General features: G+C 66.5%; 16 protein-coding genes and 1 tRNA gene. 8 read left to right on the forward strand and 9 right to left on the reverse strand.

Going from position 1 to position 22,172, the window contains the following annotated elements:
* Nucleotides 1-180 precede the first annotated feature (180 nt).
* Nucleotides 181-501 (forward strand): AzlD domain-containing protein, encoded by a 321-nt coding sequence (locus ACFU4Z_RS15290; protein WP_379063161.1) that lies wholly within the window; start codon nt 181-183, stop codon nt 499-501.
* Nucleotides 502-507: 6 nt separating this feature from the next.
* Here ACFU4Z_RS15290 and ACFU4Z_RS15295 read toward each other — a convergent pair whose 3' ends face one another.
* From ACFU4Z_RS15295 to ACFU4Z_RS15330, 8 genes are all read right to left on the reverse strand, one after another.
* Nucleotides 508-1,173, reverse strand: a complete 666-nt coding sequence (locus tag ACFU4Z_RS15295; protein WP_379063163.1) for a hypothetical protein — start codon at nt 1,171-1,173, stop codon at nt 508-510.
* Nucleotides 1,174-1,216: 43 nt separating this feature from the next.
* On the reverse strand, nt 1,217-1,672 hold the full coding sequence (locus tag ACFU4Z_RS15300; protein ID WP_379063488.1) for an acyl-CoA thioesterase: 456 nt from the start codon (nt 1,670-1,672) through the stop codon (nt 1,217-1,219).
* Between the two features lie 8 nt (nt 1,673-1,680).
* The gene (locus ACFU4Z_RS15305) at nt 1,681-6,621 is read right to left on the reverse strand and encodes an NAD-glutamate dehydrogenase (protein ID WP_379063165.1); all 4,941 of its coding nucleotides are present in this window, start codon (nt 6,619-6,621) and stop codon (nt 1,681-1,683) included.
* 418 nt (nt 6,622-7,039) lie between these two features.
* A complete protein-coding gene (gene ettA, locus ACFU4Z_RS15310; RefSeq protein WP_379063167.1) occupies nt 7,040-8,716 on the reverse strand; it encodes an energy-dependent translational throttle protein EttA in 1,677 nt (558 codons plus the stop codon).
* Between the two features lie 79 nt (nt 8,717-8,795).
* Nucleotides 8,796-9,320 carry a single-stranded DNA-binding protein gene (locus ACFU4Z_RS15315; RefSeq protein WP_379063169.1) on the reverse strand — a complete coding sequence of 175 codons (525 nt, stop codon included), beginning with the start codon at nt 9,318-9,320 and terminating at the stop codon, nt 8,796-8,798.
* Between the two features lie 357 nt (nt 9,321-9,677).
* Nucleotides 9,678-10,361, reverse strand: coding sequence for a hypothetical protein (locus ACFU4Z_RS15320; RefSeq protein ID WP_379063172.1), 684 nt, complete (start codon nt 10,359-10,361; stop codon nt 9,678-9,680).
* Nucleotides 10,362-10,760: 399 nt separating this feature from the next.
* Complete coding sequence (locus ACFU4Z_RS15325) at nt 10,761-11,729, reverse strand: threonine/serine dehydratase (protein WP_379063174.1); 969 nt, start codon at nt 11,727-11,729, stop codon at nt 10,761-10,763.
* Nucleotides 11,726-13,768, reverse strand: a complete 2,043-nt coding sequence (locus ACFU4Z_RS15330; RefSeq protein ID WP_379063176.1) for a cytochrome c oxidase assembly protein — start codon at nt 13,766-13,768, stop codon at nt 11,726-11,728. Before ACFU4Z_RS15330 ends, ACFU4Z_RS15325 begins: the two co-directional genes overlap by 4 nt.
* A gap of 81 nt (nt 13,769-13,849) precedes the next feature.
* On the opposite strand from ACFU4Z_RS15330, the gene ACFU4Z_RS15335 reads away from it, so the two are divergent.
* The 6 genes from ACFU4Z_RS15335 to ACFU4Z_RS15360 all read left to right on the forward strand — a co-directional run bounded on the left by ACFU4Z_RS15335 (nt 13,850) and on the right by ACFU4Z_RS15360 (nt 18,150).
* The gene (locus tag ACFU4Z_RS15335; protein ID WP_379063178.1) at nt 13,850-14,224 is read left to right on the forward strand and encodes a DUF4345 family protein; all 375 of its coding nucleotides are present in this window, start codon (nt 13,850-13,852) and stop codon (nt 14,222-14,224) included.
* A gap of 103 nt (nt 14,225-14,327) precedes the next feature.
* Nucleotides 14,328-14,401: transfer RNA gene (locus tag ACFU4Z_RS15340), tRNA-Arg, on the forward strand.
* Between the two features lie 100 nt (nt 14,402-14,501).
* The gene (locus ACFU4Z_RS15345) at nt 14,502-15,182 is read left to right on the forward strand and encodes a hypothetical protein (protein WP_379063180.1); all 681 of its coding nucleotides are present in this window, start codon (nt 14,502-14,504) and stop codon (nt 15,180-15,182) included.
* Nucleotides 15,179-16,093 (forward strand): alpha/beta fold hydrolase, encoded by a 915-nt coding sequence (locus ACFU4Z_RS15350; RefSeq protein WP_379063182.1) that lies wholly within the window; start codon nt 15,179-15,181, stop codon nt 16,091-16,093. The genes ACFU4Z_RS15345 and ACFU4Z_RS15350 overlap by 4 nt, the downstream gene beginning before the upstream one ends.
* Before the next feature lie 38 nt (nt 16,094-16,131).
* Complete coding sequence (locus tag ACFU4Z_RS15355; protein WP_379063184.1) at nt 16,132-16,869, forward strand: MerR family transcriptional regulator; 738 nt, start codon at nt 16,132-16,134, stop codon at nt 16,867-16,869.
* Nucleotides 16,870-17,271: 402 nt separating this feature from the next.
* The gene (locus ACFU4Z_RS15360; RefSeq protein WP_379063186.1) at nt 17,272-18,150 is read left to right on the forward strand and encodes a TIGR03619 family F420-dependent LLM class oxidoreductase; all 879 of its coding nucleotides are present in this window, start codon (nt 17,272-17,274) and stop codon (nt 18,148-18,150) included.
* A 275-nt stretch (nt 18,151-18,425) separates the two neighbouring features.
* Here the strand turns inward: ACFU4Z_RS15360 and ACFU4Z_RS15365 are convergent, their stop codons facing one another.
* Entirely contained in the window at nt 18,426-19,856 is a 1,431-nt protein-coding gene (locus tag ACFU4Z_RS15365; RefSeq protein WP_379063188.1) for a lipase maturation factor family protein, read from the reverse strand.
* A gap of 737 nt (nt 19,857-20,593) precedes the next feature.
* Here ACFU4Z_RS15365 and ACFU4Z_RS15370 point away from each other — a divergent pair.
* Nucleotides 20,594-22,171, forward strand: a complete 1,578-nt coding sequence (locus ACFU4Z_RS15370; RefSeq protein WP_379063190.1) for an alpha/beta fold hydrolase — start codon at nt 20,594-20,596, stop codon at nt 22,169-22,171.
* Nucleotide 22,172 lies beyond the last annotated feature (1 nt).

Genomic DNA, 22,172 nt, shown 5'->3' on the forward strand with positions numbered 1-22,172 from the left:
GGGGGGGGGGGGGGGCGGCCCCCCCTGGCGGGGGGGCGGCCCCCCGGGGGGGGGGGGCCCCCCCCCCCCCGCGCCGGAACCGAGCATCGAATGAGTGCGTCCTCGGCACTCGCGTCCGACCCGAACCTGTTCGACAGCATCAGCTTTCGACAGCGCGCAGCTCGATAGGCGGATGTGCTCATGATGTCGCCGTTATTGCTCGCCGCCGCACTCGTGCTCGCGGCGGGAACCTACGCGTTCCGGTGGGCCGGGCCCGCGTTGCGAACCCGGATCCGATTCCCCGCCCGGGCAACGGCATTGCTGGATACAGGCGCGGTTGTCCTGCTCACCGCGCTGGTGGCGGTCACCACCCTGCCCGTCGGATCCGGCCACCTCGGGTCGGCCCTGCCCACAGGAGTTCTCGTCGGCGGCCTGCTGGCCTGGCGCAACCAACCGATGCTCGTGGTCATCCTCGCGGCGGCGGGCACGACCGCCCTTCTGCGCTTGGTGGGCGTCAGCTGAGACGAGTCAGCTCGGGGTGAGCGGAATGGCGCCGCCCATGCGGCGGGCGACCGAGCCGTAGCGGGCATCGATGCGCAACCACGTTTTGGTGGCGCGCACGCGGACGATTTCGGTGGGCAGGATGCGACGAGAGTCGGCCTTGTCACCGGAGTGTGGGATGAAATCCATTGCGGTGAGAGCGAACACGACTCGCATCGGCACCTCCACCTGCGTGTCCGCGGCAGAGACGGTCAGCACCGTCTGGTCGAGCAGCGAGGCGGGCGGCCCGTGGCCGCTGCCGTGCTCCTTGGCCAATCGCGCGCCTTGCTCGGCGAGTTCGACCAGAGTACGGGCGGGCACATCGTCGATGTGGACGAAACCGTCGGTGGGCGGCAGGGCGCCGCGCCAGGCCGAGTCCATCGAGTAGCCCAGGTCGATCGGACTTCCGGTGGCCAAGCCCGCAAGCACCAGATCGGCGCCGACGGTGGCATCGGCGACACCGAGCTCGGCGACCACGGTCCGTACGGCCAGCGCTTCGAAACCCGTTGCTACCCAGCCGGACACGAAACGATCCCCGCGACGGCGCAATCGCACCACCGCCGCGGGGTCCAGGCGCACAGCCCTGGTGAGAAAAGTTGCGAGGTTCTCTCGCTCGGCTGGATCGGAAACCTCCAGCACACGTTGCCCGGACATCACGCTGTTGTCACCACGCGGCTGTCACCGAGTGCGCGACCTTTCACTCCATCCACTCGGCGAGATAGTCGCGCTCGGTGTCGGTGATCCGGCGCAGGCGCTGCTGCTGGATGTCGAACGCGGCGATCTGCGTCGAGGCGATCACCGCGGGCGGCGAATCGGGCGCGGCAGCTGCCGCGCGCACCTCGTAGCCGATGGTGAAGTCGACCGCACGCAGCTGCTCGATCCACATGGCGATATCGAGCGGGGTGTCCTCGTGGCGCAGCTGGCCGCGGTAGCGCACCCGCAGGTCGGCCAGCACGCAGCCCTCTCGCAGCGGCGCGGTCGGACGGCCGTCCTCGAACAGCCACGGGATCCGCGCCTCTTCCAGCAACGTCACCATCCGGGCGTGGTTGACGTGCTGGAACACGTCCATATCCGACCACCTGACGTCTACCTTGGCGTGGAAGCGCTTCGGCAGCACGATACTGCCGCCGTGCGCCTGCCCGCGACCGTTCAACGAACTCGTCAACGTGGTACCTCCGATTGGGCGCCCACCCCGCTCACCATGCTTCGCACTTGCCGCGCTGCAACCGACAGCGTGGCGAGATCGTGGGTTCCGGACTCGAACAATTCCGACAGTGCGGCACGGGCACGCCCGAGCCGAGACTGGTTCTTCGACTCCCAGTATGCAATCTTCTCGTCGGCGGTCTCTTCCGGGTCACCGCCGGAGAGCACGTCGAGGGTCAGCGAGCGCAGCGAGCCGTACATGTCGTCACGCAGTGCGAGCCGGGCGAGCGCATGCCAGCGATCGCCGCGTTCCAGGTGGCTGACGGCCTGCAGCAGCCAGTCGATCTTCAGATGTTCGTTCAGCGCGTAGTACAGCGAACCGACCTCGTCGCCGCCACGATCGGTGATGTCTGCGATATCCAACACATCCAGCAGCGGGAAAAGATTCAGCAGGCCGAAGATCTCGGTGGCCAGATCGGTCGGCGCGCCTCGGGCGATCACTTCCGCCGACTGATCGGTCAGCGTCGCGACGTGGTGACCGCGCAGCCAGCCGGGGACCTGCGGCGCAAGCTCTCGCACGCCCCTGCTGTACCTATTGACCTCCGCACCGACCGCGATCGGCTGCGGCCGGTTGCTCAGCAGCCAGCGGGAGGCACGGTCGAGGATGCGCTTGGTTTCCAGCTCCAGTTCGTCACGGACCGAGACCGAGGCGTCGGTGTCGCGGATTCGCCGCCATACGTCGTGCAGGTCGAAGATCTGGGTGGTCGCCGCGAACGCGCGCACCGCGTCGGTGGTGGTCGCGCCGATCTCCTCGTTCAGCCGATGCGCATAGGTGATGCCGCCGTAGTCGACCATCTCGTTCACCACCACCGTGGTGACGATCTCGCGCCGCAGCCGGTGCTTCTTGATCGCGGTCCCGAACCGGCCGCGCAGCGGCGTGGGGAAGTAGTCGGGCAGCCGGGCCGCGAAATAGGTGCTGTCGGGCAGGTCGGTGTCGAGCAGATCGGCCTTGAGCGAAAGCTTCACGTGCGCCATGAGATTGGCGAGCTCGGGCGAAGCAAGGCCGGAACCCTCTTCCATCCTGTGCGTGATCTCGGCGCCCGAGGGCAGCGCCTCCAACTCGCGGTCGAGGCCACGGCGCTCGTGCAGGTCTTCGATGAGCCGATGGTGCACATTCATCATGCGCGGGGCCTCGGCCCGCGAGATGCCCATCAGGTAGTTCTGAGACACGTTGTCCTGCAACACCATCTGCGCGACCTCGTCGGTCATCGAGGCGAGCAGCGGATTGCGCTCGGCCTCGACCAACTGGCCCGCGCTGACCACGCCGTCGAGCAGTACTTTGATGTTGACCTCGTGGTCGGAGCAGTCCACACCCGCCGAGTTGTCCAGGGCGTCGGTGTTCATCTTGCCGCCGTTGCGGCAGAACTCGATCCGGCCGAGCGCGGTCGCGCCGAGATTGCCGCCCTCGCCGATCACCTCGACCCGCAACTGGTTTCCATTCACCCGCACCGGATCGTTGGACTTGTCGCCGACCTCGGCGTTGGTTTCGGTGCTCGCCTTGATATAGGTGCCGATGCCGCCGTTCCACAGCAGCCCGACCGGTGCGAGCAGGATCGCGCGCACCAGTTCCGGCGGTGACAGCGCTTCCACCCCATCGGCCAAGCCGAGCGCCCTGCGAGCCTGCGGGCTGATCGGAACGGACTTCACCGTGCGGTCCCACACGCCACCGCCCTCGCTGATGAGCGAGGTGTCGTAGTCGGCCCAGGACGAGCGGGGCAGCTCGAACATCCGCTGCCGCTCGACGAAGGAGCGGGCCGCGTCCGGGTTCGGGTCCAGGAAGATGTGCCGGTGGTCGAACGCCGCGACCAGGCGAATGTGTTCGGAGAGCAACATGCCGTTGCCGAACACGTCGCCGCTCATATCGCCGACGCCGACCACAGTGAAGTCCTGAGTCTGGGTGTCGATGTCCATCTCTTGGAAGTGGCGCTTCACGCTCTCCCACGCGCCCTTGGCGGTGATGCCCATCGCCTTGTGGTCGTAACCCGCGGAACCGCCGGAGGCGAAGGCGTCACCGAGCCAGAAACCGTAGCGCTGTGCGACGTCGTTGGCGATGTCGGAGAACGTCGCGGTGCCCTTGTCCGCGGCGACCACCAGATAGGTGTCGTCGCCGTCGCGTCGGATCACCCGTTCGGGCGGCAGCACAGCGCCGGTCGCGAGATCCACGTTGTCGGTGACATCGAGCAGGCCGGAGATGAAGGTGCGGTAGCAGTCGACGCCCTCGGCGCTGAGCGCCTGCCGATCCACGCCGGGATCACCGGTGGCGGCGGGCGGCTGCTTGACCACGAAACCGCCCTTGGCCCCGACCGGGACGATGACGGCGTTCTTCACCGCCTGCGCCTTCACCAGACCGAGGATCTCGGTGCGGAAATCCTCCAGACGGTCCGACCAGCGCAACCCGCCGCGCGCCACCGGCCCGAAGCGCAAGTGCACGCCCTCGACCCGCGGCGAGTACACGAAGATCTCGAATTGCGGCTTGGGCTTGGGCAATTCGGCGATCTCGCGCGGCTCGACCTTCACCGATATGTACGACCGCGGTGTGCCCTCGGCGTCGGTCACGTAGTAGTTGGTCCGCAGTGTCGCCTTGATCAGCGAGAGGATGGCGCGCAGGATGCGGTCGGCGTCGAGACTGACGACCTCGTCGATGCGGCCGCGCACCTGTGTCTCCAGGTCGCCGACATGCAGCGACGTCTCGGTGTCCGGATCGAACCGGGCCGCGAACAGGTCGACGAACAGCCGCGCGATGTCCGGATAGGTGAGCAACACCCTGGCGATATTCGCCTGACTGTACGGAAAATCCGCCTGCTGCAAGTACTTCGAGTACATGCGCAGAATCGACACCGCACGCCACGGCAGCCGGGCGCGCAACACGAGTTCATTGAGCGCGTCCGCTTCGGCGCGGTCGTACCAGACGGCTTCGAAGGCCTCGGTGAACCGCTCGCGCAGGCCACGCACCTCCGACGCCAAGGCGGCGACACGGGCCGAGGACTCCAGCAGTTCCGCGTCCAGGTCCCGATCCAGGGAGCTGCGCAACAGCTCGGGCCTTGCGACAAGGCCGAAGTCGTAGATCCAGCGTTCGACGGCCTGATCGCCGCCGGCCGGTGCGTCGAGCTGAACCTGGTACGGCCGCTCGTCGACCACCTCGACGCCGAGGCTCTGCAACACCGGAAGCACCTGACTCAGCGATACCCCGGTGCCGCCGATGTACAGCGTGAACCGCCAGGAACCCGGATCCGAATGCGCACGGCGATACAGGTTCTGGTCGATGGAGCCTTCGGTGAGCCGCTCCAGCCGGACGACGTCGAACAGCGCACGGTCCGGTGTGAAGTCTTGCTTGTATCCCTCGGGGAACGCCTCGGCATAGCGCTGGACCACACCGGGATCGAGCACCGTCGAGGTGCTCACCTCGTCGTTGAGATGGTCGTCCCAGGTCCGGCTCGCCTCGGCGAGCAGTTTCTGGATGCGCAGCCGGTTGTCCTCGGAGGTGTCGGCGACCGCCTCCGAGGTGCGCGGCACACCGAACTCGGCCTCCGGCATCCGCACCGTGAAATAAACGCTGGCCAGCTCGCTTTCACTGACCCGCGCCGAATAGTCGATGGAGACGCCGCCCAGTTCCCGCACCAGGATTTCCTGCATCTCCAACCGCACCCGCGTGGTGTAGCGGTCCCGCGGCAGATAGACCAGGCAGGCGACGAACCGGCCGTAACCGTCGGAGCGCAGGAACAGCCGAACCTGTCTGCGCAGGCCGACATTGAGCACCGCGGTCGCGGTCCTGCGCATCGTCTCGGCATTCGAGGAGAACAGCTCGGTACGCGGGAACGACTGGATGACCTCGAGCATCGCCTGCCCGGAGAAGGATTCCAGATCGAATCCGCTCTCCTCGATGACCGAACGCACCCTGCGCTCGATGACCGGAATGTCCAGGACGTTCTCGTGCACCGCCGTCACAGTGAAGACACCGATGAACAGATGCTCACCGATGATGGTTCCCGCCTCGTCGAAGTCCGCGACGCCGACGAAGTACGGGTACACCGACCGATGCACCGTCGCGGGCACCAAGCCCTGGGTCAACATCAGCAGTGGCCGCTCGCCCGCGTTGACGGGCACCCGGAAATCGGTGCCGACATCGGGACGCAGCACGCCGAGGCAGGTGCCGGGCAGCGCGGCCGACAGGGTCTGGCCCTCCGTGGTGGTCTGCCGGTAGCGGGCATAGCCGAGAACGGTGAAATTGCCACTGGCCAACCAGCGCAACAGGTTCGCGCAGTCCACCAGGTCGGTGCCGGAGAAGGGCGCCGTGCCGGCCTTGGCCGCGAGTTCCAGCTCGTCGGCCAGCGTGCTCTGCACGTCGCGGATGGCTTCGGTGTCACCGGTCACCTGACGCACGTCGGCGATCACGTCCGGCATCGCCCCCTCGATCCGGTCGAGCAGCGCCCGGCTGGTCGAGGGGTGCAGCTGGATGTGCATCCATGATTCCTGCAGCCCGGTATTGCCGTTGCTGTCGACCTCGTGCGGCACCGCCCTGAGCAGTCGGCCGTCCGCGTCGCGCTCGACCTCGAAGATCGGGTGGATCACCTCGCTGACGCTGACCCCCATCCGGCTCAGTGACGAGGTGATCGACTCCACCAGCAGCGGCATATCGTCGGTGACCAGCTGCACCGCGGCGCCGAGCCCGGATGCGTCGTCCGGGTGATACACCCGAACCAGCGCCCGACCGGCCGGGCGGGTCATCGCCAGCTCCGTGTGCCGTCGGAAGATCTGGGTGATACCGGTGATCGCGCAGTCCACATCGCCCGCGTCGACGTGGCGGAAATACGCCTCCTCGAGTGGCCCGAGGTCGCCGCGCAACGCCTGCGGCAAACTCGCGGCCCACGCCGCACTGGACAATTCGGACGAGACCGTCATTTTTCGCCAACTCCCTCGGATTCGGTTCCGCACCAAAGTGACGCCGGTCCGAGAGTAGCTGCGAGTCGCGAACATAGGGGTGAATTCCCTTTCGAACCCAGGGTGTTCACCGCGAACGCGAGTTCGCTGCTTGATTGCCGAAGTCGACGATCCCGGCACGGCAACCGATCGGACCGACGAAGTTATGTTGCCGCGTCGGCGATAAGACCTACCCAGTCCTCGGACTGCGCCTTCGCATGCACAGATCCCACCCTAGCCAGATCCGATCCGTGGCGCGGGCCGACCGTATTTCCTTCGGCAACTGGTCCGATCCGGCGGGGCTGTCCGTATTTCCTTCGGCAGAGTCGGCAGTTACTCGCCAGTCTGCTCGACCGCCTCGACAGGCCGCACCCGCGAGTGCGGCCTGTCGAGCCTCCGCTCAGTCGCGGGTGAGCTTGCGGTGGGTGACCCGATGCGGGCGGGCCGCTTCCAGGCCGAGGCGTTCGATCTTGTTGGCCTCGTACGCCTCGAAGTTGCCCTCGAACCAGAACCACTTGGCGTCGTTGTCGTTGTCGCCCTCCCACGCCAGGATGTGGGTGCACGTGCGGTCGAGGAACCAGCGGTCGTGGGAAATGACCACGGCGCAGCCGGGGAACTGCTCGAGCGCATTCTCCAGCGAGCTCAGGGTTTCCACATCGAGGTCGTTGGTCGGCTCGTCGAGCAGGATCAGGTTGCCGCCCTGCTTGAGGGTGAGCGCCAGGTTCAACCGGTTGCGTTCACCGCCGGAGAGCACGCCGGCGGGCTTCTGCTGATCGGGACCCTTGAATCCGAACGCGCTGACGTAGGCGCGCGACGGCATTTCCTGGTTGCCGACCTGGATGAAGTCGAGGCCCTCGGAAACGACCTGCCAGACGTTCTTCTTCGGGTCGATGCCCGCCCGGTTCTGGTCGACGTAGCTCAGCTTGACCGTCTCGCCGACTCGGACGATGCCGCTGTCCGGATCCTCCAGCCCGACGATGGTCTTGAACAGCGTGGTCTTACCGACACCGTTCGGTCCGATGACGCCGACAATTCCGTTGCGCGGCAACGTGAACGACAGGTCCTTGATGAGCTGGCGATCGCCGAAGCCCTTGTCCAGGTTCGTGACCTCGACCACCACACTGCCCAGGCGCGGACCGGCCGGGATCTGGATCTCCTCGAAGTCCAATTTCCTGTGCTTGTCGGCCTCCGCCGCCATTTCCTCGTACCGGCCGAGGCGGGCCTTGTTCTTGGCCTGGCGGGCCTTGGCGCCCGAGCGCACCCAGGCCAGCTCGTCCTTGAGCCGCTTCTGCAGCTTCTGGTCCTTCTTGCCCTGGACTTCGAGCCGCTGGGCCTTCTTCTCCAGGTAGGTGGAGTAGTTGCCCTCATAGGGGTAGGCGCGACCACGGTCGAGCTCGAGGATCCACTCGGCGACGTTGTCGAGGAAGTACCGGTCGTGGGTGACGGCGAGCACGGCGCCCGCGTACGCGGCCAGGTGCTGCTCCAGCCAGAGCACGCTCTCGGCGTCGAGATGGTTGGTCGGCTCGTCGAGCAGCAGCAAATCCGGCTTGCTCAGCAGCAGCTTGCACAGCGCGACGCGGCGGCGCTCACCACCGGAGAGGTTGGTGACCGACTCGTCCGGCGGCGGGCAGCGCAGCGCGTCCATGGCCTGCTCGAGCTGCGAGTCGACATCCCACGCATCAGCATGATCCAGGTACTCCTGGAGCTTGCCCATCTCGTCCATGAGCTCGTCGGAGTAGTCGGTGGCCATGAGCTCGGCGATCTCGTTGAAGCGATCCAGCTTCACCTTGACCTCGCCGAGGCCCTCCTCGACATTGCCGCGCACGGTCTTCTCTTCGTTCAGCGGCGGCTCCTGCTGCAAGATGCCGACCGTGGCGCCGGGCGCGAGAAAGGCGTCGCCGTTGTTCGGCTGGTCCAGTGCGGCCATGATCTTCAGCACGCTGGATTTACCGGCGCCATTGGGGCCGACGACGCCGATCTTGGCGCCTGGAAGGAAGTTCAAGTTGACGTCGTCGAGCACGACCTTGTCGCCGTGCGCCTTACGAACTTTCTTCATTTGGTAAATGAACTCAGCCATATACACAAGCCTATCGGTGTGAGGTTTGGTGGAACGAAGCAGAGCTACCACTGCCGCCGAGCGCAAACCAGCCGTACGGTCAGGCGTCTGCCGACGCGGATTCGGTGATCCGGGCTGGTACAGCAGGCATGGGCGGCGTGCCCTCCCCCAGCCCCTCGCCGTCGACCCGTGCACGGTCTTCTGCGCTCGATCGGTCACAGGTATTGCGCCCTAGATTACTCGGACCGAATGAACGTCCCGCTTCGGTCCGGCGGAGGGGCTGTGCGGTGCAGCGCGACAGGTCGGGGCCCAGCACACTGGCCCGCATTTCGAGGTCGCGCCGTTCGACGCCGTCCTTGGTCCGGTATTCGTGCGACCGCAGCTGGCCGTAGACGATGATCGGATCACCGCGACGTATCGATGCATCGACCCCGGCCACCAGCCTGCGCCAGCAGCTGATGGTCAGGTACAGCGTTCCGCTGTCGACCCACTCCCCGGTCGCGGGGTCGAGCCTGCGGGAATTGCTGGCCATCCGGAAAGTGACCACCTGCTCCCCGTTCGTCAGATCCCGCTTGACCGGATGGGTGACCACATTGCCGATCACCGTTGCCATCGCCTCGTACATGGTCCCGCCCCTTCATTCGTGTTTCGCCCCTCGGCCATCCGCCTCGGTCGCTGCCTCCCCCACCAGGAGTGCACCTCCAGCCTGACCGATCCGGGGCCCGAGAGGACCCCCGAATTCCGAAGCTGTGGACAACTTTCCCGTATGTGGACAACAACCATTTCCAGCGTTGTCGGCAGAAGCCCGCGCGCCGGACATCCACAGCGGACTGCGCGCGGGACAGATACGCCGGCTCGCCGCGTCGAGAACCGCTGCCGTGGACGAGTCGCACCGACATCGACCGCGCTGTCCCGGCCCGGCGCAGCGACGGCGAGATCGCCGAGATCCCCTGTGGTGTAACCGTTTCGGTAGCTCGATCACCTATCCGAACATGGCGCGACGTTGCCTGAACCGCTGTTCGAACGATTTGATATACGCGGACGGTTCGGCAGAGGATGACGTTTCTTCGAGCTCTCCATCGTCGGCAATGCAGTAGATGCGCTCACCGTCGCGCTGACGCCCGATGGCAGCTGCGCGCACGATCCAGCCCACGCTCAATCGTTCGGCCACCAGTGTTCCCGGTGCGCATTTACTCGGGTCGGAATTGCGGCTGAGCATGTATCTGCGGACATTCGCAATCGCCTGCGCCTCGGGCATCGCCTCAATGTCATCCACCGGGGTAATTTCGGCTACCACCACTGGCTGCGGCGACCATGGAGTCACGGCGGGGACTCGCTCGTGGCCGTGGCCATTTCCTCCGGGAGACGACACCAGCGAATCGGCCGCACGATGCTGGTGTGCTGACGGTGCCGCGTTACGCCCGTCCTGCTCACCACTACCATCGGCATCCACTGCCGGGTGCGGGCTTACTCTGCCATGTATGACTCGTGGATCGTCCACCCACGCTCGATTGCGAGCGGTCGGATCATTCGTATCGGCCGATGACTCAATACCACCCGATCGCCCGAATCCGTAACCGACGATCGGAGTCCTGTGCAACGCGACACTGTGCTGATCGCGGGACACACTCGGCATGGACAGCCAGTTCTGAGGTCTTTCGCTCATGTTGGGCTCCCTTCGCTGGATACGACGCGCAGCGGCTGGTGGAGGTAGGGGTCACGGTCAGCCGGTGGCAGCTCGATCGAGCGGCTCGTCCGAGTAGGTCGATCAGGTAGTCGGGGTTTCGGGCCGCCGCATGACGCCACTTCCGCCCGCAGCGATTCTACGGGTACCCAGAGCCGTTCGTCGCGGTCAGCGGGCGAACCATCCCGAGGGCGCGACTGCCGACCGGCACGTCATCGAGCGGTTCACGTGTCGACGTCAGCCGAATCTGCGGTTCGGCACTGACACAGCGACCCGACCTCGCCGAGCGAGGAAACCGCGTCATCGACGCGAGCGTGCTATAGATCCGCCGAAATCCATTCGGAGCGGCCGGTTTCCGCGCGATAGAGCGGCAGCCGAGCTCTACAGCATCGCCAGATCGGTGTTCGCCCCACACAGCACCACTATCGGTCGCTCACCTTCCGCAGGAACATAAGCGCCGCTCTGCACCGCGGCCAACGCGGTCGCGCCGGCGAGTTCGACGACGATCCGGAACTCCCGCCACAGATACTCCCGAGCGGTCGTGATGGCGTCATCGGTGACCAGCACCGAACGCACCTCGTGGCGGCGGGCGACTTCGAGGGCGATATCGCCGATCCTGGTGGCGCCGAGGGAATCCGCCGCGACACTCGACACCTCGATATCCACCGGCCGGTTCGCGACGAGCGCCGCGTGCAATGTGGGGATGCCCTCCGGCTCGATGCCGATCACCTGCTGGCGACGACCGACCGCCGCGGCGATCCCGGCGACGAGTCCGCCGCCGCCGACCGCGACGAGTACCGGCGGCCTGCCGCGTACCTGCTCCTCGAGCTCCAGGCCGACCACACCCGCGCCCGCGACGACGGCGGGCAGGTCGTAGGCGTGCAACTGCAAGGCCGCGCGCTCGGTGGCCAGATCGGTCGCGTAGAGGTACGCCTCGGCGTATGTGGTTCCGTGCCACAGCACTTCGGCGCCGTATGCCCACATCGCGGCCACCTTGGTGTGCGGCGCCGATTCCGGCACGACCACGGTGCACGTCTTGCCGAGGCGTGCCGAGGCCAGCGCGGCGGCGATGCCCGCGTTGCCACCGGAGGCGATGACCACCTGTTCGACGTCCGCACCCGACTCGAGCAGCGCATTGAGACTGCCCCGCACCTTGAAGGTGCCGCCGTGCTGGAGGTATTCGAGTTTCAATGTCACCGGCACCGGTCCGTGCGGACCCGAGACTGTGGTGTGGAAGACCGGCGTCTTGCGGGTCTGCCCGGCCAACCGCTTACGCGCGGCACGGACATCCGATCGGTATACCCGCCGAGACGTTCGGTGCTGCGGCTCAACTAAAGCCCGCTCGATCACTTGCGCACCTCTCGGTCACGTTTTGCCAGCTCGGCGAACATCGCGTTGTGCGCGCTGAGGTCCGCGTCGTTATCACGGTCGGCGGCCCGGTCGGTCCGCTTCGCGAGTTTCGCATCGCTGCGCGACCACTGGATCAGCAGCGCGAGCATTACGACAACCAACGGCACTTCACCGCTGGCCCATGCCAGGCTACCGCCGGTTCGCTGATCTCCGAGCAAATCGTTATTCCAGCCCAGGCCGAGACTACGGAAGAACCACCCGCCCATGACGGTGGTCATGCTCATCAGCGCGATACCGAAGAAGGCGTGGAAGGGCAGCGAACCGAACACCATGCCCAGTTTGGTCAGCGGTTGCACCTGGCGCGGCTTGGGATCGATGCCGATCACCACCCAATAGAACAGATAGCCGCTGAGCAGGAAGTGCGCATTCATCAGCAGGTGCGCGGCGTGCGAGTCGACGAACGAGTCGTAGATGCCGCCCATGTACAGCGCGTAGAAACCACCGACGAAGATCACCGACGCGACGATCGGGTGGGTCAGGAAGCGCGACACCGGGTTGTGCACGGCGGCCTGGATCCATTCCCGCGGCCCGGGAATGCCACCGCGCCCGGCCGGCGGCAGTGCGCGCAACGCCAGCGTGACCGCGCCGCCGAGCGCGAACAGAATGGGCGCCAGCATCGACAACGCCATGTGCTGGCCCATGTGCACGCTGAACACGGCGGGCGAATAACGCCCGACGCCGGAGGACGTGGCGAACAACAGCACCACGCACCCGGATATCCAGGCAAGGGTTCGACCGATCGGCCAGGAATCGCCCCGGGCGCGCAGCCGTCGCACCCCGAGCAGGTACAACACCGCGAGCACGATGGCCAGCGTGCCGAACATCAGGTCGAAGCGCCAGTCGAACAGCAACCGCGCGGCTGTCGGCGGCCCGGTGAGGTTGTAGCCGAGCTCCACTTCGGCGGGTGTCGGTACCGATGTCGGCGCGGGCGGCGGTGTGCGGCCGAGGCCGACGGCCAGTCCCATGGTCGCGGCGAACACCAATGCCTCTACCCCACCGAACCGGATCAGCGCCGCGCGGTCACGGGGGTTCGCCGTGAGCGCAGGCAGCGACGCACGGCGCTGCAGATAGCCGATCGCACCCAGTGCGACCAGCGCGGCGACCTTGGCAAGCACGAGCCTGCCATAGGTGGTGGTGAACAGTTCGTCCCAGCTCGGCACCCGGACCCACGAGTTGATCACACCGCTGAGCCCGATCACGACGAACGCGATTGTGGCGGTCATCGAGAATCGCCGGGCGGCGACATCGGTGTGCGCGCCGCCACGCATGGCGTGCGCGACCACCGCGAACAGTCCGCCGACCCACACCGCGGCGGAAACCAGGTGCAAGATCAGGCTGTTGGTGGCGAGATCGTGCGCACCGCCGGAGGATGAATGCCCGGTCAGCGCCAAGGGCATCATGGTCAGGATCGCGCCGCCGAATAGCACCGGAGTCCAGCCCCAGCGCAGGGCGATGCGGCAGCCGACCGCGACGACCAGCGCGAATACCACTGTGGTTCGCCAGGCCTCGGCCAGGTCGATCTGCCCGATCGCTCGCCACAGCTGTTCGGGCCGCCAGACATCGGCGACCGGTTGACCGGTCGTGTCCGATACGGTCAACGGGATCAGCAGCGCCGCGCAGCAGGCCCAGGCGACGGCGAAATTCGACGCACGCCGCACCGCGCGATACCCGCCCACATCCAGCAACCCGTTGGCCTGCGGCGGTACCAGGAATGCCGCGAAAAGCAGCGAGCCGACGGTCAACGCCGCGGACAGGTCGGCGAGCGCGCGGATCGCGGGCAGACCGTAGGTGGTCAGCGGGCCGGGATCGGGAATGCCCAGCAGGCTCAGCGCCTGCGCCGCGGACAGTCCGACCACCAGTGCGGCGACCACCGCCGCCGTCGCGCCGGCCAGTGCGGTCACCGTCGCGAAGGCCGACCAGGAACGCGACTCACCCGTCTCGACGTCGAGTTCTGCTGGCGGGTCCTGCGCTGACGACATACAACTGAGCGTAGTTCGGTCGGTAATGCGTAGCCCGGTGGGGTTTGGGCCGATACTGTGGGCCGCGGACCCGGAGGTGCGATGTCGATCGTGTTGATTGCCGTGGTGGCGTTGTTCTTCGCCGGCATGGGAATTTACGGGCTGTTGCGGCCCAGCCAGCTGGTCGATCCACTCGGCCTGCTCGCCGATCGCCCCGACGCTCGTGCCGAGGTGCGCGCCGTTTACGGCGGCTTCGGCATCGCGATCGCCGCGGTCCTCGGGCTCGCCGCCGCCGATGTCGGTGACCTGAGATACGGAGCGTGCCTCGCCGTGGCGGCCGCGCTCGGCGGTATGGCGTTCGGCCGGGTGTGGTCGGCCTTCGTGGAACGCCCCTCCGCCTTCTACCCGGTCTGGTTCTTCCTGATCTTGGAGCTGATCATGGCCGGAATGCTGGTACTCGCCGTTCGTCTCGACTGAGGTGACTGAAATGTTGCTAATGCTAAGAACCTAGCAATCTGGACAGTCGCTATACTTGCTGCGCTGGACAGCGCGGCCAATGTCGGCCATGGTGGATGCCACTGCCTCCGTAGCTCAGTTGGATAGAGCAAGGGCCTTCTAATCCCTAGGTCGCAGGTTCGATTCCTGCCGGGGGCGCAAAACCCGCTGTGACCTGCGAACATAGCAGGCCACAGCGGGTATACCCCATAAGCGGAACGGTCAAACACCTAGGAACTTCGGCGAGCAGGCTCCGAGGATGGGGAGCGATCTCGACGAACTAGAGGAGCCGCTGGACGACTTCGTCGGTCGGCTGCGCCAGACCAACAAGTCCACGGGCACTATCGACACCTACTCGCGGAATGTGCGCTATTCCAAGGCTTTTCTCGCCACCCGCGGCCTCCCGACGACATCGGCCCAGCTCACCGGGGCGAACATCGGCGCCTACATCGAGGACACACTGGCTCGCCCGAACCGGCGCACCGGCAAACCCATCACCCCGGAGTTCGCGCACCGGCAGTATCGGAGTCTCCAACAGTTCTGCAGGTACCTTGCCGCCGAAGAGATCCCGCTGACGGATCCATTCGGCAAACTCGCCCCGCCGCTCCTTCCCGACAAGCCGATCCCGGTCCCGGCCGTCGAAATGTTGCGAAAGTTGCTCGCGGTATGCGAGGGCGGATGCTGGCGGGCTGGCGGTCTCGCCAGATGCTCGACCGGTACGGCGCATCCGTCGCCGCCGAACGCGCCCGCGACGCCCACCAACGAGCCCGGCTCGGAGATCAGCTGTAGCTCCCTACCCGTAGCGGCTCGATCCTGCACGCGGAAATCGGCAACGTCCGATCAGCCTCACGGCAACGCGTTGAACAGCTGCAAACGTTCGGGTACTACGACGGAAGGGTTGACCCTGACCCTGCGTCAGGGTTGGAGCCTTGTCGCATGACGAACAACATCACTTCCTCGGATCGGCTCGCTGCGCCGGTCGGAGGGTTCCAGGAAGTCGACGGCCGCCGCATTTTCGTGCATCGGTCGGGTAGCGGCGGACCGGCCGTCGTGTTCCTGCCGGGCGCGAGCGCGGTCGGTCTGGACTATTTCGGGGTCCAGCAAGAGGTTTCGCAGTTCACCACCGCTGTGGTGTACGACCGCGGCGGCACTGGCTACAGCGATTCACTCCCGTTGCCGCGCTCCGCCGCCGCGGTCGCCACGGAACTGCGCGAGTTGCTGCGCGCCCAGAACATCGCCGGCCCCTACGTTCTCGCGGCGCACTCGCTCGGCGGCTTCTACGCGCATCGGTTCGCGCAGTTGTTCCCGCAGGACGTGGCGGGACTGGTCTGGTTGGACGCTCTCCACCGCGACTGGGACGACTTCATGCCGCCCAGCGCGAGTCTGGCCGTCGCCGAGCAGATGGCACCGAATCTGGAGCAGCTCGAACAGATGAGCCTGGCCCAGCGCGCGCTGGGCGCCGAGTTGCTCGCGGACTACCCGGAGCACGTGCGGCAACCGCTGATCGATGCCAAGGGCAGCGACGCATGGATCCACGTCGGCATCGCCGAGCGCACCAAGTTGGCCGAAGTCGCGACCGAACTGCGGGCCGGGCCGAACATTCCTGATGTCCCGGTGGTCGCTCTCACCGTGGTGGGCATCGACCCCGCCCAGCAGGCGCTGACGTCGGAGCGGACGCTGCAAGAGATGCATGACAGCAAGAGGAGAATGGACGCGGCCCTGGTGAGCGCGGTCTCGCACGGGGAACAACGCATCCTCTCCGACACCCTCCACCACCGGCTCTGCTTCGACCGCCCCGATGCCGTGGTCCAGGCGATCCGCGACGTCGTCGACTGGGCGGCGCGCCCCTAGACTCGGCACGATCACGTTGCACGACGACGAGGAGGACGGTGCTCACGATCAGCCAACTGGCGGCGACCGCCGGCGTGACCGTGCGCACCGTTCGCCACTACCACCACGTCGGCCTGCTGCCCGAGCCCGAGCGCGATGCCTCCGGCTACCGCCGCTACAGCGCGCAAGCGGCGGTGGATCTCATCCGGATCAGGACCCTCGCCGATGCCGGTGTTCCGCTGGCCCGTATCGACGCACTGCTGCATGCCCAGCCGACCGAGTTCGCTTCGGCCATCACCGACATCGACGCCGAATTGCAGCGCAAGATCGACCAGCTCACCGACTACCGCCGCCGGATCGCTGAATTGGCCAGCGGCGAAAGACTTGTCCTGCCCCCTGAGGTGGTCGCCATCCTGAACCGGATGCGCGGTCTCGGGGTCAGCGAACTGAGGGTACGACTCGAGCGCGACTCGTGGATCCTGATGCAGGCACTGGACCCGCGCGCCATGCCGCAGCGGATACGAGACAAGAACGCCGGCTTCGACGACCCCGAGACGACGCGCCTGTATCTCGCCTGTGATCAATCAGTCGACTGGGATCCGCACGATCCACGCCTGGACCGGCTCATCGACGACCTGGACGCATGGGAGATCGAACACGAACGAGATGGCAGCCGGCCAGGAAACCTGAAGCTGGTCATTTCCCGGATCTCCGAGGCATCACCGGCCTGGCAACGCATCGTCGATACGCTCGCCCACCGCGCCAATCGGCGCCGAACCGCCGGACACGACAGCTGAAGCCAGCATCAGATCGTCGATCGCCATCAATGCACTGCCCGAGAACTCCCTGAAGCCGTGACCGAAAATCCGCTTGCTGCGCCCGCGGTTGAGCGGGACGGCTGCACCGAACCGGTCCCGGTGACCGGGCAATTCCCTCCCGCGGCGGGGCCCGCCACCGTACTTTCGGCGAGGTGGAGAAACTGGTCTTCGTCCTGCGGCGTACCGATAGCGATGCCACCGAGTCGTGGTGTACGACGCTGCGCACCACCGTGGCCGGACCGATCGGGTCGGGCGGATGATGGCGTCGGTCGCGCGGATCGGGGCCGATCGCAACCTCGATACCGTGTCGGTGAGCGGATATCCGGTCCGCGGCCCGTTCGTTGCGACGAATCCCGCTGCGGTACAGAAGAACACCGGCGCATGAGATTCACCTACGCGCAGTCGATGACCGATCCGGCGCATTATGTGCCGCTGGCGCGGGCTGCCGAAGCGGCCGGGTTCACCAGCATGTGTGTGGCCGACAGCATCGCCTATCCGGCCGAGTCCGACTCGACCTATCCATACTCCCCCGACGGGAGTCGCGAATTCCTAGAGGACAAACCGTTCGTCGAGGCGTTCGTGCTGTCGTCGGCTCTGGCAGCCGCGACCACGACGCTTCGGGTGCTGCCGTTCGTGCTCAAGCTGGCGATCCGGCCGCCGGTGCTGGTCGCCAAACAGGCCGGTTCGCTAGCTTGTCTGAGCGGCAATCGATTCGCGCTCGGCGTCGGAATCAGTCCGTGGCCAGAGGATTTCGCAATCATGGGCGTCCCGTTCGAACGCCGCGGCAAGCGGATGGACGAATGCGTGCAGATCATCCGCGGGCTGTGCGCGGGCGGCTACTTCGAGTTCCACGGCGAGTTCTACGACATCCAGCGGATCAAGCTCACGCCCGCGCCGACCGAGCCACTGCCGATCCTGGTCGGCGGGCACAGCGATGCGGCATTGCGCCGCGCCGTGCGGCTCGGCGACGGGTGGATGCACGCGGGCGGCGACGATGCGGAGTTGGCCCGGCTTCTCGACCGCATCGATGAACTGCGTAGCGAGCGCGATGATCCGAGGTCTCCGTTCGAAATCCACGTCGTCGCACCCGATGCCTACTCCCTCGATGGGGTGAAACGGCTGGAGGATCGGGGTGTCACCGATGTCATCGTCGGGTTCCGCCCCTCCTACCGGCACGGACTCGACGTCGAGCCCCTGGCCGCGAAAATCGACCGGCTGGAGCAGTACGCGCAGACCATCATCGCCGGCTCACCAAGATAATCCGCGTTCCAGGGCTGCACTGCGCAGTGTCAGTTCCTGCCGGCAGGGTCGACGCCGAGGGTCTTCCCGGCACTCGGTGGCTCGTGCCGCATGCCGAGCCACAGGATGCGGCCACAGACCTGGTCGGCCGGATCGATCTCGGCCTACAGCGATAGGTAGAGCTCGAACAGCCGCGGATGCTCCCCGGCCCGGCTGTTCACCAGCGCGAGCACAGCGCCGGGAGCAGCTGGGCCGCATCTGCGACCGACCCGGCCGTGTGATCGTGGCGCCCGCGGTCAGGTGGTCGTGGTCGTCATCGGTGGAAGGTACTCGCCGACCAGTTCGCGGTGCCACCATTGTCGTTCGCGCCGCAACTCGTCGCGGGTTGTGTAGCGGTACACGTAAATCCGCGCTCGCACGAACCGCGGCGGGGCGTCGGGGAAGGGACACCGGCGCAGCAGTCGCAGTGTGGCCGGGTCGTTTCGCAACAGTCGGTCGACGAAGGCGAACAGCCAGCCGCGGGCGTACACGGGCGAGATCGCGGCGAACCACATCAGCCAGTCCAGTCGTAAATGGTATGGGGCCCATTGCCTCGGCCATCGGCGCGGATCACCCGGCTTGCCTTTGAACTCGTACTCCCGCCACCGCGTCCGCTCGGTGATCTCCGCGTCGTCGGTGCCCTCGAACACCACCTCCTCGCGAATGCGACCGATAGTGCCGAAGGCCCCGTAGGCGTTGACCAGGCGAAAAGGATTGAAGGACGCGTTCATTCGCTGATGCCGGGAAATCAGATTGCGCGCGGGCCAGTAGCTCAGGAGCACCACCGCGACGGCGAACGCGATCACCAGACCCGCGAACCATGCCGGCGCGCCGGGCAATGACGGCGCGTCCGGCACGGGCAGCACGGCCGCGGCCGACGATCCGTCGATCGCGGTGGCTGCCAGCAGTATCGTCACCCAGTTCAGCCAGGCGAAGTTTCCGGACAGTACCAGCCACAGCTGGGTGACGATGAGCAACGCCGCGGCCACGCTCGCGACCGGCTGCGGCGCCAACAGTCCGAAAGGGACGACGAGTTGGGCGAAGTGGTTGGCCGCTACCTCCACTCGATGCAGCGGCTTGGGCAGACGGTGGAAGAACCAGCTCAGTGGACCTGGCATCGGCTGGGTCTCGTGGTGGTAGTACAGGCAGGTCAGATCCCGCCAGCAGGAATCCCCGCGCAGCTTTATCAGCCCCGCGCCGAACTCCACCCGGAACAACAGCCACCGCGCCAGCCACAGCACGAGCACCGGCGGCGCCACCCGATCATTGCCGAGGAAGATCGCGAGGAATCCAGCCTCCAGCAGCAGAGACTCCCATCCGAACGCGTACCACGCCTGCCCCACATTGACGATCGACAGGTACAGCACCCACAGCACCGCCCACAGCAGCATCGCCGCCCACAGCGGCACGAGATCCGGCGCTCCGGCCACGGTCGCGGCCGATAGCACGACGCCGAACCAGGCGACGGCGGCGAAGAACCGATCCGAGTAGTAGAGCTGAAAGATGCTGGGGGCCAGACGAAATGACACGCGACGCACGAACCGCGGCACCGGCAGCATCCCCCGCTCACCGATCAGCGCTCGGAATTGCCGCGCGGCCGCCAGGTAAGCGATCAGATAGATGACGCCGAGGCCGCGCTGGAAGACCAGCCTGCCCAACCAGTACTCGGATTCGGTGAAGGACATCATTGCCCGCTCCCCCACGCCGCCCCCGGTGCCACCGGAATCGAATCCGGCAAACCCGACAGGGCGCCAGCGCACCGTAGATCACCGACTGGCGTCATACGTGGGCGGTACCCGGGACCCGGGCGGGCAAACCAGCGGAGGCGAGACCAACACCGTGGATCGGCGAGCTCATCAGTACTCGGTACTGCCCACCCGACACCGATCCATCACGGCATCGGGAAGTAGGTCGACGAGGCTTTCCCCCTTCCCGAACGGTCGAGGAACAGCCCACTACCGGCAGATTCGACGAGTACCGCCTCACCTCTCGCACGAATCGGCCCCGTCGAAGGCCTCCCATTCCGCGCAGGAAAACCGGACAGGCATGCGGTGGTACTCGACATCAGCGGAACAATCCTCGCCCGGTCGAACCCTTGCCCATCGCCGGCCGACCGTCCGGCAGGCGGCGAGAGCCCCTGTGGAACGAACGTCAACACCTCAGCATGGGCCACCGTCGGCGATCTTGGGCAGTCCGTGGCGGCCAGAAGCGGCCGCGCGAAGACAGTCGTGAACTTCAGCAGCTTCAGGCCTTCCCCTGGTCAGGTGCCCTTCCTGGATTGCGACCGGAGTCCGATCGGAGGTGCTGGAGCCACTACTGCCACAATTGCGGTCCCGGACAAGAATTTCCATTCGTGGGGACAGCCGAGATCGAGGGGCTGGAATGATGCAGCCGACTCGATTGACTGTGCGCAGGAGGCGTTCGATTGGATTCACCCTTGGCGCGCAACAGGTCTCGCCGAGTCCGAGCCACCCTGATGGCGCTTGCCGTCGGCGCGAGTGTGCTCGGCGTACCCGCGGTGGCATCGGCGGACGACGGAGCGGACCCCTACCTCGATCGTCTCGCCGAAACAGCGGCCACTCCGACATTGGCATGGTCGGACTGCCAGGACGGATTCCAGTGCGCCTCCGCACAAGTTCCATTGGACTACAACCTGCCGCACGCCGAACAGATCGAGCTGGCGACGATCAAACTGCCCGCCGCGGATCCGAGCCGGCGGATCGGAACTCTGTTCGTCAACTTCGGCGGACCTGGCCCGTCCGGCGTCGACCGGCTGCGGGAGCGGGCGCGCTGGCCGTGGCTGTTCTCCGATGAGCTGCGGGCTCGGTTCGACATCGTCTCCTGGGACTCGCGATCGGTGGCGCGCAGCGCGGCCGCGAGGTGCTTTCCCGATGCCGCCGAACAACAGGCGTTCCTCGGGTCCCTTCCGGACCTGCCCACCGATGCGAGCGGCGAGGCCGCGTTTTTCGCCAGTTCCGCCGAGCTCGCCGATCGCTGCAAGCAGCTGGCGGGCCCGATCCTCGATCACGCCTCGACCGCCAACACCGCACGCGATCTGGATCTGCTGCGCCGCGCGGTCGGCGACCCACAACTGACCTACCACGGCATTTCCTACGGCACCCAGCTCGGCGCGATCTACTCGAACATGTTCCCGAGCCGAGTCCGGGCACTGGTGCTGGACGGATCGATGGACTTCGAGGGCAACACCAACGGCCATGGCGGCGAAGGACCGGCGGTTCCGCTGGACACCAGGCAGGATGTCGCGGGCGGCATCGCCGCGACCTTCGACGCATTCCTGCGAGATTGTTCGGCCGCCGGGCCGCGCTGTGCCTTCTCCTCCGGCGACCCGAGGCTCAAGTGGACAGTGCTCGCGGAACGAGCGCGGCTGGCACCCATCAAGGTCGACGGTCAGACATGGAACTACGCGGCGGTCATCAACGCGGCCGCCGAGCTTTCCAAGCCGTCGGACTACCCCGACCTCGCCGTACTGCTGCAGCGGTTGTTCGATACGGGCACCGCGATCCCCGGCCTGCTGCCGGTGGCGCAGCAGGCCACCTACCTGAGCAATCGCACCGAAGCCTTCTACACGATCCAGTGCAGCGACTCCATCGTCCCGACCGATCCCGCCGCCTACAGTCGCGCCGCGGTCGCGGAGGATCAGCGAGTGAGATACTTCGGGCGCATCGGTGTCTTCAACGCGCTCCCCTGCGCGTTCTGGCAGGGCCATGACGCCGACAGGTACACGGGCCCGTGGAACCGCCGGACTGCCGCACCGATTCTCGTGCTCAACAGCAGATCTGACCCGGCGACACCGTTGCGCGGCGCCTACGCGGGCGCCGCGGAACTGGACAAGGCTCAGGTGGTTGTGATCGAGGGCGCGGGCCACAGCAGCATGTATGTACAGAGCACCTGCGCCGAACACGTCAAACGCGACTACCTGTTCTCGGGCGTGCTGCCGCCGGAGCGCACCGGTTGCGCCATCGATAAGTCGCCGTTCGACTGAC

The organism is Nocardia sp. NPDC057440 (assembly GCF_042802915.1).
Classification (GTDB): domain Bacteria; phylum Actinomycetota; class Actinomycetes; order Mycobacteriales; family Mycobacteriaceae; genus Nocardia.

What these genes read in the sequence shown, in the direction of transcription:
- ACFU4Z_RS15305 (WP_379063165.1), bottom strand. Translation starts at nt 6,621, where the DNA reads ATGACGGTCTCGTCCGAATTGTCCAGTGCGGCGTGGGCCGCGAGTTTG.
- ACFU4Z_RS15335 (WP_379063178.1), top strand. Translation starts at nt 13,850, where the DNA reads ATGTCGATCGTGTTGATTGCCGTGGTGGCGTTGTTCTTCGCCGGCATG.
- ettA (WP_379063167.1), bottom strand. Translation starts at nt 8,716, where the DNA reads ATGGCTGAGTTCATTTACCAAATGAAGAAAGTTCGTAAGGCGCACGGC.
- ACFU4Z_RS15365 (WP_379063188.1), bottom strand. Translation starts at nt 19,856, where the DNA reads ATGATGTCCTTCACCGAATCCGAGTACTGGTTGGGCAGGCTGGTCTTC.
- ACFU4Z_RS15330 (WP_379063176.1), bottom strand. Translation starts at nt 13,768, where the DNA reads ATGTCGTCAGCGCAGGACCCGCCAGCAGAACTCGACGTCGAGACGGGT.
- ACFU4Z_RS15320 (WP_379063172.1), bottom strand. Translation starts at nt 10,361, where the DNA reads ATGAGCGAAAGACCTCAGAACTGGCTGTCCATGCCGAGTGTGTCCCGC.
- ACFU4Z_RS15315 (WP_379063169.1), bottom strand. Translation starts at nt 9,320, where the DNA reads ATGTACGAGGCGATGGCAACGGTGATCGGCAATGTGGTCACCCATCCG.
- ACFU4Z_RS15295 (WP_379063163.1), bottom strand. Translation starts at nt 1,173, where the DNA reads ATGTCCGGGCAACGTGTGCTGGAGGTTTCCGATCCAGCCGAGCGAGAG.
- ACFU4Z_RS15350 (WP_379063182.1), top strand. Translation starts at nt 15,179, where the DNA reads ATGACGAACAACATCACTTCCTCGGATCGGCTCGCTGCGCCGGTCGGA.
- ACFU4Z_RS15290 (WP_379063161.1), top strand. Translation starts at nt 181, where the DNA reads ATGATGTCGCCGTTATTGCTCGCCGCCGCACTCGTGCTCGCGGCGGGA.
- ACFU4Z_RS15360 (WP_379063186.1), top strand. Translation starts at nt 17,272, where the DNA reads ATGAGATTCACCTACGCGCAGTCGATGACCGATCCGGCGCATTATGTG.
- ACFU4Z_RS15345 (WP_379063180.1), top strand. Translation starts at nt 14,502, where the DNA reads ATGGGGAGCGATCTCGACGAACTAGAGGAGCCGCTGGACGACTTCGTC.